Origin of the sequence: Salinicoccus kekensis, from assembly GCF_900220995.1 — a bacterium.
Lineage (GTDB): Bacteria > Bacillota > Bacilli > Staphylococcales > Salinicoccaceae > Lacicoccus > Lacicoccus kekensis.
Genome location: NZ_OBQF01000006.1, coordinates 204,852 through 218,679, shown reverse-complemented (window position 1 = coordinate 218,679; position 13,828 = coordinate 204,852). Strand labels below are relative to the sequence as shown.

Sequence of the window (13,828 nt, the reverse complement as noted above, 5' to 3'; positions counted from 1 at the left end):
GATAGGTTCGGCGTGTAAGTGTGGCAACACACTCAGCGGACGAATACTAATCGATCGATGACTTATTCAAAGATTTGTACCGTGTAGGTTTTCTACATTGCTTGGCTTCTATATGGTTTTGAATGTACATGCATTCATATTGTCTGGTGGCGATGGCGGAGAGGCCACACCTGTTCCCATGCCGAACACAGCCGTTAAGCTCTCCAGCGCCGATGGTAGTTGGACATACGTCCTGCCAGAGTAGGACGCTGCTAGGCAATTTCTTTTTTTTATGATTCCACAGTAGCTCAGTGGTAGAGCTATCGGCTGTTAACCGATCGGTCGTAGGTTCGAATCCTACCTGTGGAGCCATTTTTATGTCTATACATATTTTTACGGCCCGTTGGTCAAGCGGTTAAGACACCGCCCTTTCACGGCGGTAACACGGGTTCGAGTCCCGTACGGGTCATCATTGGAGAATTAGCTCAGCTGGGAGAGCATCTGCCTTACAAGCAGAGGGTCGGCGGTTCGAACCCGTCATTCTCCACCACGGTGGGGTAGCGAAGTGGCTAAACGCGGCGGACTGTAAATCCGCTCCTTCGGGTTCGGCAGTTCGAATCTGCCCCCCACCATAGCATCATTTTAATATTGGGCCGTAGCCAAGCGGTAAGGCAACGGGTTTTGGTCTCGTCATGCGAAGGTTCGAATCCTTCCGGCCCAGCCATTTTTAGAGCCATTAGCTCAGTCGGTAGAGCATCTGACTTTTAATCAGAGGGTCAGAGGTTCGAATCCTCTATGGCTCATCCTGGACACTTATTCATTTAAGTGTCTTTTTTTATGCATTCATACATAATTATAAGTCGTTGCATAAACTCCTCATTTTATATATTATGGGTGTATAGTACACAAAAGGGGAGTTCATTATGAAAAGAGTGGATATCATAGGGGCGGCAACGGCTTTCGGCCAGCCGAAGCTTGGTGTGGACCTGGGTCCGGATGCATTACGTTATGCCAACTTAATTGAAGAAATTGAAAAAATGAATATAAAAGTTAACGATAAAGGTAATATCTACAGCGATTTCAAGGTGGAAGCTTCAACGCATTCCCGTCGCTCCGAGAACAATCTCAAAAATTATGAGCAGGTCGTCGATTTCAGTGAAAAGCTTGCTGCTGCTGCGGATGAGTCAGTCAAATCGGGTGCGTTTCCGCTTGTCATCGGCGGGGATCATTCACTTTCAATCGGCAGCCTGGCAGGTATCAGTCCTCACTATGATAATCTCGGCGTCATCTGGTATGATGCGCACGGGGATCTGAATGACAGTGCGAGCTCCCCTTCAGGGAACATTCATGGAATGCCGCTTGCGATTGCCTGCGGCGTAGGGGATGAAAATCTGGTCAATATCCATAAGACGGGGGCAAAAATCAAGCCTGAAAACGTCGTATTGATCGGCATGAGGGATTTGGACGAAGGCGAAACAAGGTATATCAAAGACCAGAATATCCTAACGTACACCATGAGGGACATCAGGGAAAAGGGGATTTCCACCGTCATGTCGGAGGCGCTGGAATACCTTGAGGCGAAGACGGATGGCATTCATCTTTCCCTGGATGTGGATGCGCTGGATCCTGAAGAAACTCCGGGCACCGGTACACCGGTGGGGGAAGGATTAAGTCTGTGGGAAACACTTCTTGCGATGAATATACTTCATGACAGCGGAAGTATCACTTCCATGGATCTGGTTGAAGTGAACCCGCTCCTCGATGAGGGGAACATGACTGCTGAAAAAGCGGTGGCCATGGCTTCGGCTTTGTTCGGCAGCAAACAGAAGTAGGCGATGCCGGGGGAGACATAAAAAACGTGGACATCCATAAAGGGGACCACGTTTTTTATTCTTCTTCAAATGGTAATATCTGAATTTTATACTCGCTGGTTTTATCGCTGTTTTTTTTGGTGGAGTGTTCTTTGACCAGATTTTTAAGGTTTTTCTTGAACTGGTTCAATTCCTTATCTTTGATTCTCAAGTGGTAGGACAAATGATCCTTCTTCTTTTCCTGCTTGTATCGCAGCAGGCTGATGTCCGGTACGACCTTTTCAGCCACAGGTTCATAAAATTTCTGGACGATGCTGTTCTTCTCTTCAGTCTTCACGACATGAATGATTTCATTTTTGAGTAATTCATTCAAATGATAATGAATTTTAGCCCTGGGAATGCCTATTTCATCAGCAAGCATCTGCCCCGTTTTCGGCTTTTCACTCAGGAGTGTGAGCAGTTCGATTCTAAAAGGATCGCTGACACTTTTCAATTGCGCCAGATTATTGATGACTAACAATTTTTTCATTTGAAACACCCCTTATATATATATTTATAGTATGATTAAGAGTAAATAAGTTGTCAAATAAATCTAACAGGATGGGTGTATTATTCATAAGCGCAGGAAAGGGGCACCATAGATGATTGGTCAAAGAATCAAGGAAACGAGGCACAGGAATAATCTCACACAGGAAGAGCTTGCTGACGGGATCATTTCCCGGACTTATTTAAGTCTCATTGAGAAGGGCAGCGTCCAGCCTTCCACGAATGTGCTGATAAAACTCAGTGAACGCTTGAACTGTTCCCTGAACGATCTGATGTCTGAGACGTCAAACTTCCGGTATAATGATGTGGAAGTGTTCCGCGAAATCGTCTTTCATGAATATAAAGTGGAACATAATGATTTCTCGACCATACCTGAACTGATGAACAAAGAATATGAGAAAGCGGATGAAATTTCGAGTGCCGATTGCGGCAGGCTCCATCTATTGTATGCCAAATATTACAGGCATGAAGGGGACGCTCTCCAGATGATCCGGCAGGCGGATCAGTCACTGTCAAAGTTGTCCAATAATGTCATCAATCAATTTTACATAGATGCTTTATTGATCAAGACGGCCTACTTGGTGGAGCGTGGGGAAGTCACAGAAGTGCTTGACCTGCTGGAAGACACTTACGCGATGATATATCCGATGAATGAGCTGAACCTTGGCAAACTGAAAATTTTATTTGAAATCATAGAATGTTATTATAGGAAAGAACAGTATTTTACATGCCGTCGCCTGATAGATAAATATGTTGATCTGGAACGCAGGATGCAGGTTCATTATAAAGAAAAAGAACTGGGTGTACTTTCTGCAAAGGTGGCGGCTTTCGAAAATGATTTCGAAATGCTCGAGCGGCTGGTCGACCAGTCGGAAACTGAAGAGCTGATCCTCCTCAAATGCTATAATTTGTACAAAAAAGGCCGGATCAGGGAATGTGTTGAATATTTTAAGAGTTATCCTAAGAATACGGATGAATTGAAGGACGATCCTTTAATGCTGGATATATATAATGAGCTGAAGGATAAGATTGGGACGTTATAATTCATCAGAAAGGACCGGGTGAATGCAGAACACCAACATTTTTGAAAATATAACGACCGCCGCTGTCATCACAAGTGTAATAGATCTGATCATCGTATGGTATGTTTTTTATCTGCTTATCAGAGTCATGAGAGGGACGAAAGCGATCCAGCTGATCAAGGGTATCTTCCTTATACTGATTGGAAGGGCGGTCAGTAATTTCCTTGATCTGACCACGACGACGGAGTTGTTCGACACCGTTCTGGAATGGGGTTTTCTGGCGATCATCGTCATATTCCAGCCGGAACTGCGGCGGGCACTTGAACAGCTCGGACGGGGTAGTTTATTCAAAGGCAGCAATAATACCGCCGGGGCCGATTATGAGGCGTTGAGGGAAGCGATCATCAAATCAATCAGGTATATGGCAAAGCGGCGGATCGGTGCGTTGATCGTCTTTGAAAAAGGGACCGGCCTGAAGGAGTATACGGAAACCGGGATACCGATCGATGCTAAAATTTCAGCGGAACTGCTGATCAACATCTTCATACCGAACACCCCGCTGCATGATGGAGCGATGATCGTCTCGGGTGATAAGATCAACTCCGCAGCAAGCTACCTGCCGCTTTCGGACAGCAGCAAGATTGCGAAAAGCCTTGGTACGAGACATAGGGCGGCAGTCGGGATTTCGGAAGTGACGGATGCATTCACCGTGGTGGTTTCCGAGGAAACAGGCAGCATCTCCGTTACATACGGCGGCAAGCTGGATAAGGAAATCACTCTTGAAGAACTCGATGAGCTGCTGAAAAAGCACTGGAGTATCCTGCCCGGTGTGAAGGAAGGAGGCGGCATGTTTGCTCGAAAGTAAATGGGGATTGAGGTTTGTTGCATTGGCTTTGGCATTATTCATGTTTCTTTCGGTGAATGATGTCTTTGAAAACCTGAACCTGTTCAATGAAAATGGCGACGATGATGAAACTGAAGTACTTCAGGGCATGCCTGTGGAAGTGCTTTACGATGAAGATGAATACTACGTGAGCGGAGTACCGAGTCAGGTGAACGTACAGTTGTCCGGTAACACCTCAAATATAGTCAGACTGCAGACGACAAGGGATTTCAACGTCCTGCTCGATTTGCGGGAGAGGGGGACCGGGGAACATGAAGTGCATTTCACGATTGATGAGCTGCCCGAGAATGTCACGGCCGAAGTCGTTCCTGAAACTGCGGTCGTGAGTATCCAGGAATTGGTTTCACAGACATTCACGGTGCAGGCTGAAGTCGATGAGAGTCGTTTCGGCCCGGCGCATCAGCTGGAATCCGTTTCGGTGGAGCCGGAGACGGTGACCATTTACGGCGGGGAAAACGAAATCAACCGGATACAGTATGTGCGTGCGGCATTAAGCGATAATTCGCGTATTACAGAAGACCGTGTCGAAGAAGCGGAAGTCGGTGTATTCGATTTCCAGTTCAACCGACTGGATGTGCGGACGGAACCATCCAATGTAAGGGTTGAAATCAATGTGAATGAAGTAAGCAAGACAGTGCCTGTCAATTATGAAGTGACGGGCATGGTCGACAGTAATCATCAGCTTGTGAATGTGGAGCTCAATCACGAGACCATCGAAGTGTTTGGAAGTCAGGAAGTTTTGGATACCATCGAGTCGGCCAGTGTCGAAATCGACGTGGACGGCCTGGACAGCTCAGTGACAAGGGATGTTGAACTGGATCTGCCGGAAGGCATTACAAAAACTGAGCCGGCTGTTTTAGAAGCGGAACTCACGATAGAAGAAAATGACTAAAGGAGAAACTCATGGGTAAATATTTTGGTACTGACGGCGTCAGAGGCGTAGCAAATAAAGAGTTAACACCGGAACTGGCATTTAAATTGGGACGTGTTGGCGGATATGTTTTAGCAGGGGAGAACAATACAAAGCCGACATTTTTAGTGGGCAGGGACACCCGGATTTCGGGTGAGATGCTCGAGTCGGCACTCGTTGCGGGACTCCTGTCAATAGGGGCGGAAGTGATGCGTCTTGGTGTGATTTCAACACCAGGGGTGGCATATCTTGCTCGTGAAATTGAAGCAGATGCCGGAGTCATGATTTCAGCCTCACATAACCCGGTGGCAGATAACGGCATCAAGTTTTTTGCCTCCGATGGCTTCAAGCTGAGTGACGCTGAAGAACAAAAAATTGAAGAACTGCTGGATCGGGAGATGGATGATCTTCCAAGACCGACAGGCACCGAAATCGGCAGCAAATCGGATTATTTCGAAGGCAGCCAGAAGTATATCGGTTATCTCAAGTCAACTATCGATGTGGATCTTGAAGGTCTGAAAATCGGGCTGGACGGCGCACATGGTTCAACGCATTCCCTGGCACCATACTTATTCGGGGATCTCGAGGCGGAGACGGTCACGGTGGGGACCAATCCGGACGGCACGAATATAAATGACGGTGTCGGCTCCACCCATCCTGAGAAACTGGTTGAACTTGTGAAGGAAAAAGAATGTGATTTCGGCCTTGCATTCGACGGCGACGGCGACCGCCTGATTGCGGTGGATGAGAATGGCGATATCGTAGATGGCGATAAAATCATGTTCATCCTGGCACAGCATCTGAAAGAAGACGGCAAATTGAAAGATGACATGGTCGTTTCGACCGTCATGAGTAATCTCGGCTTTTATAAAGCCCTGGAAGCACACGGCCTGAGAAGTGACAAGACTAAAGTGGGAGACCGCTATGTCGTCGAAGAGATGAGGAAACACGGCTACAGCCTGGGCGGAGAACAGTCTGGACATATCATCATGATGGACTACAATACGACCGGAGACGGTCTGTTGTCCGGCGTGCATCTGGCTGCAATTATCAAAAAGACAGGTAAGCCTTTGAGCGAACTTGCCGGCCAGGTCGAAACATTCCCTCAGAGACTGGTCAATGTAAGGGTCAAGGACAAACACAATGTCGTAAACAACGAAACGGTCGCTGCAAAAATCGAGGCGGTGGAAAAAGAGATGAACGGCAATGGCCGCATCCTCGTCCGTGCATCCGGCACCGAGCCGCTTGTGCGCGTCATGGTGGAAGCGGAGACCGTCGAGCTCGCAGATCGCTACAGTTCAAATATAGCAGAAGTCGTAGAGGCTGAAATGGGTCTGGAGAAATAAACTGATTGAGCATGAAGAACCGGGACATTCGTCCCGGTTTTTATTTGGAGTGAAGGCAGTCTGCTTATTCGCCGTGGAAATCGATGCCGAATGAGCAGGGGCGAAGGAAATCTGCTTACTCGTCATGAAAATTAATGATGAATGAGCAGCAATCAAGAAAATCTGCTTACTCGTTATGAAAATTAATGGTGAATGAGCAGGCGTAAAGAAAATCTGCTTATTCGCCGTGGAAATCAGGGCTGAATGAGCAGGCTGGACCTTATCTACATCATCTCCACATCAAAAAGAGGCATGAACCCTAATTCATGCCTCTTTCTTTATGCCTTTTCTACAACATATGCCTTTTTCTCTCTATAATACTTTTCGCCGTCTTCCGAAGAGTGTTCAAAAAACCCTTTGAATTCATGTGTCACTTTGAATTCCTGTTCGGGATCCGAGAAAAGGTGACTTTCATTTGTCGACAAGAGCACAGCATCGGTTGATGTAACGAAGCTGTCAAGCTCCTGTGCCTTGTAGTTCTGACCAGGCTTCAAAGTGTTCAATCCAGGTTTGGACATGATCTCCCTCCTTGTCGCCATGATTTCATTATTCTGTTTCCCATCATGTATTATTCCTAAACACAGGAGGAAAAAATGTTTTATATTACTGAAAATGGGAATACGAAATTTACATGCAAAATAGATATATAAATTACAGAAAATTCATCAGGATTTCTCATCCGACAGTCATCAAAGATGATATGTATCAGTCCAATTGTAAATTCTAAAAGGAGGATACTGAAGATGAGACTGAAGAAGTTTATTGATAAAGAGCTGGATATGTACGACATTTCCATCGACAAAGAAGATTTACCCTATGTAAAAGAAGTGCTTTCCAGCATCGAAGCGTCGGAAACTGAGCTTGAAGCTTTTCCGGACCTGAAGGAGCAATTACCGTTCACCATCCAGGATAAGGGGGAGATACTCAATGACTGATCTTGAATTCATGAAGGCATCGGAGCTTGCTCCCATGATCGAGAAGAAAGAAGTGTCTCCGGTCGAATTGACGGAGCGTTTCCTCCATCGCATAGATAAATTGAATCCGAAATTGAATGCCTACCTCACCACTCTGGAAACAAACGCGCTTGAACAGGCGAGGAGTGCAGAAGAGGAAATCATGAACGGCCGCTATAAAGGACCGCTGCACGGCATCCCGATAGGCATCAAGGATAACTATAAGACAAAGGGCATCCGCACTACAGGCGGAGCGAAGATATTTGATGAATACACACCGGATGTGAATGCGACGACGGTGAATAATCTCGAGGAAGCGGGCGGCATCAACCTCGGCAAGTTGAATATGAATCCGCTCGGCGCCGGGTCATCAGGCAACAATCTGGACTACGGCGTGAGCCCGAATCCATGGAACACGAATCATTTACCGGGCGGTTCAAGCAGCGGAAGTGCCACGGCCCTGGCATCCGGCCTCGCGGTACTGACGACGGGCACGGACACGTGGGGGTCCAACAGGATTCCTGCCGCCATGTCCGGGGTGTACGGATTGAAGCCGACGCACGGGCTTGTGAGCACACACGGCCTGCTGCCGACGGCATGGTCCCTTGATACGTCCGGGCCGTTCGCAAGGTCCGTTTCGGATATCGCATTGATGTTGAACGTCATGGCAGGATTCGATCCTAAAGATCCGCAGAGCCTGAATATAGACATTCCGGATTATACCAAAACCCTGAATAAAGATATAAAGGGGCTGAAGATAGGCGTGCCGCGTTATTACCTTGAAGGGCTTGCGCCGGATATAGAGACGCTCTTCGGGAAAGCGAGGAAGACGCTTGAAGATCTCGGTGCTGAAGTCAGGGAAATCGATATCCCCGAGCTTTCAATGTCATCATTTGCGGGCCAGGTGACCGCAACAGGAGAGGCTGCTGCCTATAATTACAGCATGATGCAGGAAGATGCCGGGCAGTACCCTCAGGATGTGCGCGTCCTGCTTTCTGCAGGCACAGTTTCCAGCACCTCGCAATATCTTAAGGCACAGCAGGCAAGGCGGAAGCTTGCTGATGCATTCCAGAGAGCCTTCGAGGAAGTGGATGTCCTGCTTGGTCCGACCCTGCCGATCACCACGCCGGAGATCGCAAAAGACGAGACAAAACAGAACCTGCAGGTGATCCAGCGCGGCCTGCCGTTCACCGTGCCGGCCAACCTGACCGGTGTACCGAGCCTTGCGGTGCCGATGGGTCTCTCTTCAGACGGAATGCCTGCCGGCATGCAGTTCATAGGCAGCCACTTATCCGAAGAGAAGCTGATGCAGGTGGGCAGCGCCTGGGAGAACACAAATCCGATCAGTGTCGGATATGCAGAGATAGAAGGCAGCCATATACCGGATGAATAGAAAGTCTTTAAGCTCACGGCCATCGGCCGTGGGCTTTTTTTCATGCATTTTCATCTGAGCGGCGTTTTCTCCCTAAAGCCCAGGGTATATGCAGATTGAATGCAGTAAAATGGACACAAGCCTTACACGTCGACTAAAAAAGAGTGATGAAAGGAGAGGCATGACATGCCCGTGAAAAAGTTCGTAAAAAGCGGCCTCAAACTGCATGGTGTAAAAGTGAAGAGGTCGGACGTCCCCTATATCAAAGGGATGCTCCTCGCAGTGAAGCAGATGGAAAAACCACTTGAAAATTTCCCCGACATCAATGAGAAGACTCCTCTTACGACCATCGACAAAGGGGTGTTCAAACATGACTGATTTAGCATTTACGGATGCCTTCAGGCTTGCCCGGATGATAGAGAATAAAGAGCTCTCCCCCGTTGAACTGACTGAGCACATGATCGGCCGCATCAATCGTCTGAACCCTGAAATCAATGCCTATTTGAGCCCTCTGGAGAGCGCTGCCCGTGAGCAGGCTGCGGCAGCAGAAAAAGAAATCATGGCAGGTATATATAAAGGGCCGCTCCACGGCATACCCATCGGCATCAAGGATAACTATAAAACGAAAGGCATCAGGACGACGGCGGGATCGAAACTGCTCGGTGACTTCACCCCGGACATCAATGCGACCGTGGTCGACAAGCTTTCAGCAGGTGGTGCCGTCATGCTGGGGAAACTCAATATGCAGCCGTTCGGTGCCGGGCTTGCCGGGCATAATCAGGATTTCGGGGCCCCGCGCAACCCTTGGAATAAAAAGAATATCCCCGGCGGCTCGAGCAGCGGCAGTGTCGCCGCCCTCGCATCAGGCATGGCCGCGGTGGTGACCGGTACGGATACATTTGGATCCAACCGCGTCCCCGCCGCTTTCACGGGTGTTTATGGTTTGAAACCGACATATGGGCTCGTCAGCACACATGGCATATTCCCGCCAGCCTGGTCGCTAGACACCGCCGGTCCCATCGCCCGGTCGGTGCCGGATCTTGCCATCATGCTGGAGCATATGGCGGGCTTCGATCCCGATGATCCGGCGAGCCTGAGAACTTCACTTCAAAATTACATGGAAGGGCTGGATGCGGATATACGGGGTATGAAAATCGGCATTCCGGATTACTACATCCAGGGGCTGGATAAGTCCGTCGAAAAGCTTTTCAAGTCGGCGGTCGCCATACTTGAAGAGATGGATGCGGAAGTGCGGGAGATGGAGATACCGGAACTGTCCCTGGCGCCGTTTGCCGGGTTCGTCACGACTGCCGGTGAAGCGGCTGCATACAACTATGAGGGGATGAAGAAATATCCTGAAGCTTATCCAAAAGATGTCCGCGTCCTCTTATCCACCGGACTCCTGTCGAGTACGGCACAATATGAAAAAGCCCAGCAGGCGAGAAGGAAGCTTGTGGAGGGCTTGCAGAAGGCATTCACTGAAGTGGATGTGCTGCTCGGTCCGACAGCGCCGATGACGGCGCCAAAGATCAGCAGCAAGCCGGGCGCACAAAGCCTGGAAGTCGTGCAGAAATGCACACCGTTCACAGTGCCCGCCAATCTGGCAGGCATTCCGGCCTTATCCGTCCCGATGGGTATGGATAAAAAAGGCCTCCCTGCCGGCATGCAGTTCATGGGGCCGCACCTTTCCGAAAAAAAGCTGCTCCAACTTGCGAAAGCATGGGAGGAAACCGGTCCGCTTAAAAAGAAGTACGGAGAGTTGGAAGTCAACCGGTTGTAAGATGTGAGAATGGAAGCCGGCAACCTGAATATGGTTGCCGTTTTTTTGAAATAAAAGGAAAAAGCGTTGAAACAGAAGCGTAAATAAATTACAATTTTAACGACACAGTTTTTAGGAGGGCAGTCGGAAAAAAATCGGAATAGCGCCTGGGCAGCAATGCTGCTGACGAGGAGGACAGTCATCGATGATCGGCGGATACTGTCCCGGACACTGAAGTGTTCGTCAAACCGGATGTTAAAGCCTGCAAGCGATTGCGGGGACAGAGCACCGGTCAACATTTGTCATGAAAAGGAGCAAATACTTTATGTGCGGAATTGTCGGATACATCGGAGAAGAAGATGTCAAAGAGATATTACTGAAAGGTTTGGAGAAACTGGAATACCGCGGCTATGACTCTGCGGGCATCAGTGTACGCAACGGGGAAGAGCTGAAAATATTCAAGGAAGCGGGACGCATCAAGGATTTAAGGGAGAAAGTGGATCCGGATTTCCAGGCAGCGACCGGCATCGGCCATACACGCTGGGCAACGCACGGCGAGCCGAGTGTGACCAATGCACATCCGCATCAGAGTGCGGACGGCAGGTTTACGCTTGTGCATAACGGCGTCATCGAAAATTACGAGCAGATCAAACAGGAATATCTGCCTGAAACGGAGTTTGTATCGAGCACGGACACGGAAATCATCGTGGAGCTCATCTCCGCGCTTGCAAAAGAGGGCAGGACGACTGAAGAGGCCTTCAAGGCAGCACTTGATATACTGCACGGCTCATACGCACTCGGACTCCTCGATAAAGATGAAGAAGATGTGATCTATGTCGCCAAGAATAAATCCCCGCTGCTGCTCGGGAAGGGTGAGGGCTTCAATGTCATCACATCGGATGCGATGGCGATGCTGCACCTGACTGATGAGTTCGTTGAACTGATGGACGGTGAGCTCGTCCTGCTGAAACGCGACGGAATCACGATCAAAGACCGGGACGGCAATACGATTGAAAGGGAATCCTATATCGCAGAAATCGATGAGAGCGATACGGAGAAAGGCACATATGAGCATTATATGCTGAAAGAGATCAATGACCAGCCGGCCGCGATGCGAAAAATCATCCAGGAATACCAGGATGAAAATGGCGAGCTGAGTATCGACACTGAAATCATGGACCAGATCAATGATGCCGACCGCGTATATATCATTGCAGCAGGCACGAGTTATCATGCAGGACTCATCGGCAAAGAGTATTTCGAGAAATGGGCGGGCATCCCGACTGAAGTGCATGTTGCCTCGGAATTCGTCTATAATACCCCGCTGCTCTCAAAGCGCCCTTTATTCGTATTCATCTCGCAGTCCGGTGAGACGGCGGACAGCAGGGCCGTGCTCGTCGAGGTGAAGCGGCTCGGTCATAAGACGCTGACCGTGACCAATGTGCCCGGCTCGACGCTGTCGCGTGAAGCGGATCAGACGCTGATACTTCATGCAGGACCGGAAATCGCCGTCGCTTCGACGAAAGCATATACGGCACAGATAGCGGTGCTGGCGATACTCGCACAAGTTGCCGCACGTGCACTCGGCAGGGAGACCGGCATCAATCTCACGGAAGAGCTTGCAAAAGTGACGACGGCGATCACGACCGTGATCGATGATGCGGAGACAATTGAGGGAATCGTCCATGAGTATCTGGAAACGACAAGGAATGCATTCTTCATCGGCAGGGCGATGGATCATTACGTCGGACTGGAAGGTGCGCTCAAGCTGAAGGAGATTTCCTACATCCAGGCGGAAGGCTTCGCCGGGGGGGAATTGAAGCACGGCACGATTGCCCTGATAGAGGAGGGCACGCCGGTATTCGCGCTCGCGACACAGGAGAAGGTGAATCTGAACATCCGGGGCAACGCCCAGGAAGTGCAGGCACGCGGTGCTAACGTCTGCACCATTGCGATGGAAGGCCTTGAGAGCGAAAATGATGCGTACGTCATCCCGAACGTACACAGCATGCTGACGCCGCTCGTTTCAGTGGTCGTTTACCAGTTCATTTCATACTATGCAGCACTGCACCGCGGCAATGATGTCGATAAGCCGAGGAACCTTGCGAAATCGGTGACGGTGGAATAACTATAGAAGAGGCAGTAAGGGTGGCTGTGGAAGCATTGTGCTTTTACAGCCACCCTTATTTCTGTGTTTTTAACTATACCTCGTGTTGACCACTCCGGGTATGGACAGGGCTCTGGATGATAAGATAATATATACTGGGAAGTGTTCATATTCGGAAGACAGCAGCTGGGAGGCATAGCAATGATAACGATGGCAGGTACGATCGGTGCGGGGAAGACGGCTTGGGGCGGGGTGATCGCCCGCCATTTCGGCACCGAGTTATTGATAGAAAAAGTGGAGGGGAATCCTTTCCTCCCGAAATTTTATGAAGATCCGAAAAGGTACAGCTTCCACCTGCAGGTGTATTTCCTGAATCACCGGTTCAAGGCGCTGAAGAATGCCTTGAAACATCCTAATACGGTATTGGACCGTTCGATCTATGAAGATGCCATGGTGTTCGCAAGGCTCCAGTACGACAACGGCTCCATGGATGAAGCGGAGTACATGACTTATCTGGAACTCCACGAAAATATGATGCAGGAACTGCATGATCTGTATGAGCAGCAGATCGTTTTCAAAAAGTCGCCGGATCTGCTCGTCTTCGTCCACGGTTCATTCGATGAAGCGATGCGGAGGATCAGGAAGCGGGGGAGGCCTTACGAGCAGGTTGAAAGGGATCCGGGTCTCGCCGAATACTACCGTGACCTGTATGATATTTATGAAAATGAATTCATAAAGGAATACGAAAAGAAGGAAATATCTCCTGTATATCATCTGGACATCGACAAATATGAAGTTTCAGATCCCCGGGACGTGGAAACGGTTCTCGGTGAAATTGAGAGTATGCTTAAAAAAGAAAGAGGATTCGTTTTCCCGGAAATGGAATGAACGGATTTTTGTTACGGAAATGTAGAGAAAAGACATTGAAGAAGGTACATTTTTCACTTGAAGGGCCGTATTCCGGCTCAATTTATGACGAATTTATAAATTCATTCAAATATGTTGTACTTTTATTGTGAAAAAATTGTTAATCTCTTCAATATCCTTTATAATGGTTACGGTATGGCATAAACTGATCAA

General features: G+C 48.9%; 13 protein-coding genes, 6 tRNA genes and 1 rRNA gene. 18 read left to right on the top strand and 2 right to left on the bottom strand.

Annotation, left to right across the window (positions count from 1 at the left end):
- Positions 1–142: 142 nt before the first annotated feature.
- The 8 genes from rrf (at position 143) to rocF (ending at position 1,811) form a co-directional block, all read left to right on the top strand.
- Positions 143–257 (top strand): 5S ribosomal RNA (gene rrf / locus CRN96_RS12000).
- Positions 258–276: 19 nt separating this feature from the next.
- Positions 277–351, top strand: a tRNA-Asn gene (locus CRN96_RS11995).
- Positions 352–376: 25 nt separating this feature from the next.
- Positions 377–448: transfer RNA gene (locus tag CRN96_RS11990), tRNA-Glu, on the top strand.
- A 5-nt stretch (positions 449–453) separates the two neighbouring features.
- A tRNA-Val gene (locus CRN96_RS11985) sits at positions 454–529 on the top strand.
- A 1-nt stretch (position 530) separates the two neighbouring features.
- Positions 531–611 (top strand) — tRNA-Tyr (locus CRN96_RS11980).
- Between the two features lie 17 nt (positions 612–628).
- Positions 629–703 (top strand) — tRNA-Gln (locus tag CRN96_RS11975).
- Between the two features lie 6 nt (positions 704–709).
- Positions 710–782: transfer RNA gene (locus CRN96_RS11970), tRNA-Lys, on the top strand.
- 120 nt (positions 783–902) lie between these two features.
- Positions 903–1,811 (top strand): arginase, encoded by a 909-nt coding sequence (rocF, locus tag CRN96_RS11965; protein WP_425442552.1) that lies wholly within the window; start codon positions 903–905, stop codon positions 1,809–1,811.
- A gap of 55 nt (positions 1,812–1,866) precedes the next feature.
- Here the strand turns inward: rocF and CRN96_RS11960 are convergent, their stop codons facing one another.
- Complete coding sequence (locus CRN96_RS11960) at positions 1,867–2,319, bottom strand: ArsR/SmtB family transcription factor (protein ID WP_097042490.1); 453 nt, start codon at positions 2,317–2,319, stop codon at positions 1,867–1,869.
- Between the two features lie 112 nt (positions 2,320–2,431).
- On the opposite strand from CRN96_RS11960, the gene CRN96_RS11955 reads away from it, so the two are divergent.
- From CRN96_RS11955 to glmM, 4 genes are read left to right on the top strand one after another with little or no spacing between them, the layout of a single operon-like run.
- Complete coding sequence (locus CRN96_RS11955; RefSeq protein WP_097042487.1) at positions 2,432–3,379, top strand: helix-turn-helix domain-containing protein; 948 nt, start codon at positions 2,432–2,434, stop codon at positions 3,377–3,379.
- A 22-nt stretch (positions 3,380–3,401) separates the two neighbouring features.
- The gene (gene cdaA, locus CRN96_RS11950) at positions 3,402–4,223 is read left to right on the top strand and encodes a diadenylate cyclase CdaA (RefSeq protein ID WP_097042485.1); all 822 of its coding nucleotides are present in this window, start codon (positions 3,402–3,404) and stop codon (positions 4,221–4,223) included.
- Positions 4,210–5,154: a CdaR family protein gene (locus CRN96_RS11945; protein ID WP_097042482.1), complete on the top strand. Its 945-nt coding sequence runs from the start codon at positions 4,210–4,212 to the stop codon at positions 5,152–5,154. Before cdaA ends, CRN96_RS11945 begins: the two co-directional genes overlap by 14 nt.
- A gap of 11 nt (positions 5,155–5,165) precedes the next feature.
- On the top strand, positions 5,166–6,518 hold the full coding sequence (glmM, locus tag CRN96_RS11940) for a phosphoglucosamine mutase (RefSeq protein ID WP_097042480.1): 1,353 nt from the start codon (positions 5,166–5,168) through the stop codon (positions 6,516–6,518).
- A gap of 317 nt (positions 6,519–6,835) precedes the next feature.
- Here the strand turns inward: glmM and CRN96_RS11935 are convergent, their stop codons facing one another.
- Positions 6,836–7,075: a hypothetical protein gene (locus CRN96_RS11935; RefSeq protein WP_097042478.1), complete on the bottom strand. Its 240-nt coding sequence runs from the start codon at positions 7,073–7,075 to the stop codon at positions 6,836–6,838.
- 225 nt (positions 7,076–7,300) lie between these two features.
- Here CRN96_RS11935 and CRN96_RS11930 point away from each other — a divergent pair, with 225 nt between their 5' ends.
- The 6 genes from CRN96_RS11930 (at position 7,301) to CRN96_RS11905 (ending at position 13,636) form a co-directional block, all read left to right on the top strand.
- Positions 7,301–7,492 (top strand): hypothetical protein, encoded by a 192-nt coding sequence (locus tag CRN96_RS11930; RefSeq protein WP_097042476.1) that lies wholly within the window; start codon positions 7,301–7,303, stop codon positions 7,490–7,492.
- The gene (locus tag CRN96_RS11925; protein ID WP_097042475.1) at positions 7,485–8,903 is read left to right on the top strand and encodes an amidase; all 1,419 of its coding nucleotides are present in this window, start codon (positions 7,485–7,487) and stop codon (positions 8,901–8,903) included. Before CRN96_RS11930 ends, CRN96_RS11925 begins: the two co-directional genes overlap by 8 nt.
- Positions 8,904–9,068: 165 nt before the next feature.
- A complete protein-coding gene (locus tag CRN96_RS11920) occupies positions 9,069–9,260 on the top strand; it encodes a hypothetical protein (RefSeq protein WP_097042472.1) in 192 nt (63 codons plus the stop codon).
- Positions 9,253–10,662 carry an amidase gene (locus CRN96_RS11915; protein ID WP_097042470.1) on the top strand — a complete coding sequence of 470 codons (1,410 nt, stop codon included), beginning with the start codon at positions 9,253–9,255 and terminating at the stop codon, positions 10,660–10,662. Before CRN96_RS11920 ends, CRN96_RS11915 begins: the two co-directional genes overlap by 8 nt.
- Before the next feature lie 304 nt (positions 10,663–10,966).
- Positions 10,967–12,769 carry a glutamine--fructose-6-phosphate transaminase (isomerizing) gene (gene glmS / locus CRN96_RS11910; protein ID WP_097042468.1) on the top strand — a complete coding sequence of 601 codons (1,803 nt, stop codon included), beginning with the start codon at positions 10,967–10,969 and terminating at the stop codon, positions 12,767–12,769.
- Between the two features lie 180 nt (positions 12,770–12,949).
- Positions 12,950–13,636 carry a deoxynucleoside kinase gene (locus CRN96_RS11905; RefSeq protein WP_097042466.1) on the top strand — a complete coding sequence of 229 codons (687 nt, stop codon included), beginning with the start codon at positions 12,950–12,952 and terminating at the stop codon, positions 13,634–13,636.
- Positions 13,637–13,828 lie beyond the last annotated feature (192 nt).

Excerpts from the sequence above, each read along its gene's own strand:
- CRN96_RS11905 (WP_097042466.1), top strand. The coding sequence starts at position 12,950 with ATGATAACGATGGCAGGTACGATCGGTGCGGGGAAGACGGCTTGGGGC.
- CRN96_RS11935 (WP_097042478.1), bottom strand. The coding sequence starts at position 7,075 with ATGTCCAAACCTGGATTGAACACTTTGAAGCCTGGTCAGAACTACAAG.
- CRN96_RS11920 (WP_097042472.1), top strand. The coding sequence starts at position 9,069 with ATGCCCGTGAAAAAGTTCGTAAAAAGCGGCCTCAAACTGCATGGTGTA.
- cdaA (WP_097042485.1), top strand. The coding sequence starts at position 3,402 with ATGCAGAACACCAACATTTTTGAAAATATAACGACCGCCGCTGTCATC.
- CRN96_RS11930 (WP_097042476.1), top strand. The coding sequence starts at position 7,301 with ATGAGACTGAAGAAGTTTATTGATAAAGAGCTGGATATGTACGACATT.
- rocF (WP_425442552.1), top strand. The coding sequence starts at position 903 with ATGAAAAGAGTGGATATCATAGGGGCGGCAACGGCTTTCGGCCAGCCG.
- glmS (WP_097042468.1), top strand. The coding sequence starts at position 10,967 with ATGTGCGGAATTGTCGGATACATCGGAGAAGAAGATGTCAAAGAGATA.
- CRN96_RS11915 (WP_097042470.1), top strand. The coding sequence starts at position 9,253 with ATGACTGATTTAGCATTTACGGATGCCTTCAGGCTTGCCCGGATGATA.
- glmM (WP_097042480.1), top strand. The coding sequence starts at position 5,166 with ATGGGTAAATATTTTGGTACTGACGGCGTCAGAGGCGTAGCAAATAAA.
- CRN96_RS11925 (WP_097042475.1), top strand. The coding sequence starts at position 7,485 with ATGACTGATCTTGAATTCATGAAGGCATCGGAGCTTGCTCCCATGATC.
- CRN96_RS11955 (WP_097042487.1), top strand. The coding sequence starts at position 2,432 with ATGATTGGTCAAAGAATCAAGGAAACGAGGCACAGGAATAATCTCACA.
- CRN96_RS11960 (WP_097042490.1), bottom strand. The coding sequence starts at position 2,319 with ATGAAAAAATTGTTAGTCATCAATAATCTGGCGCAATTGAAAAGTGTC.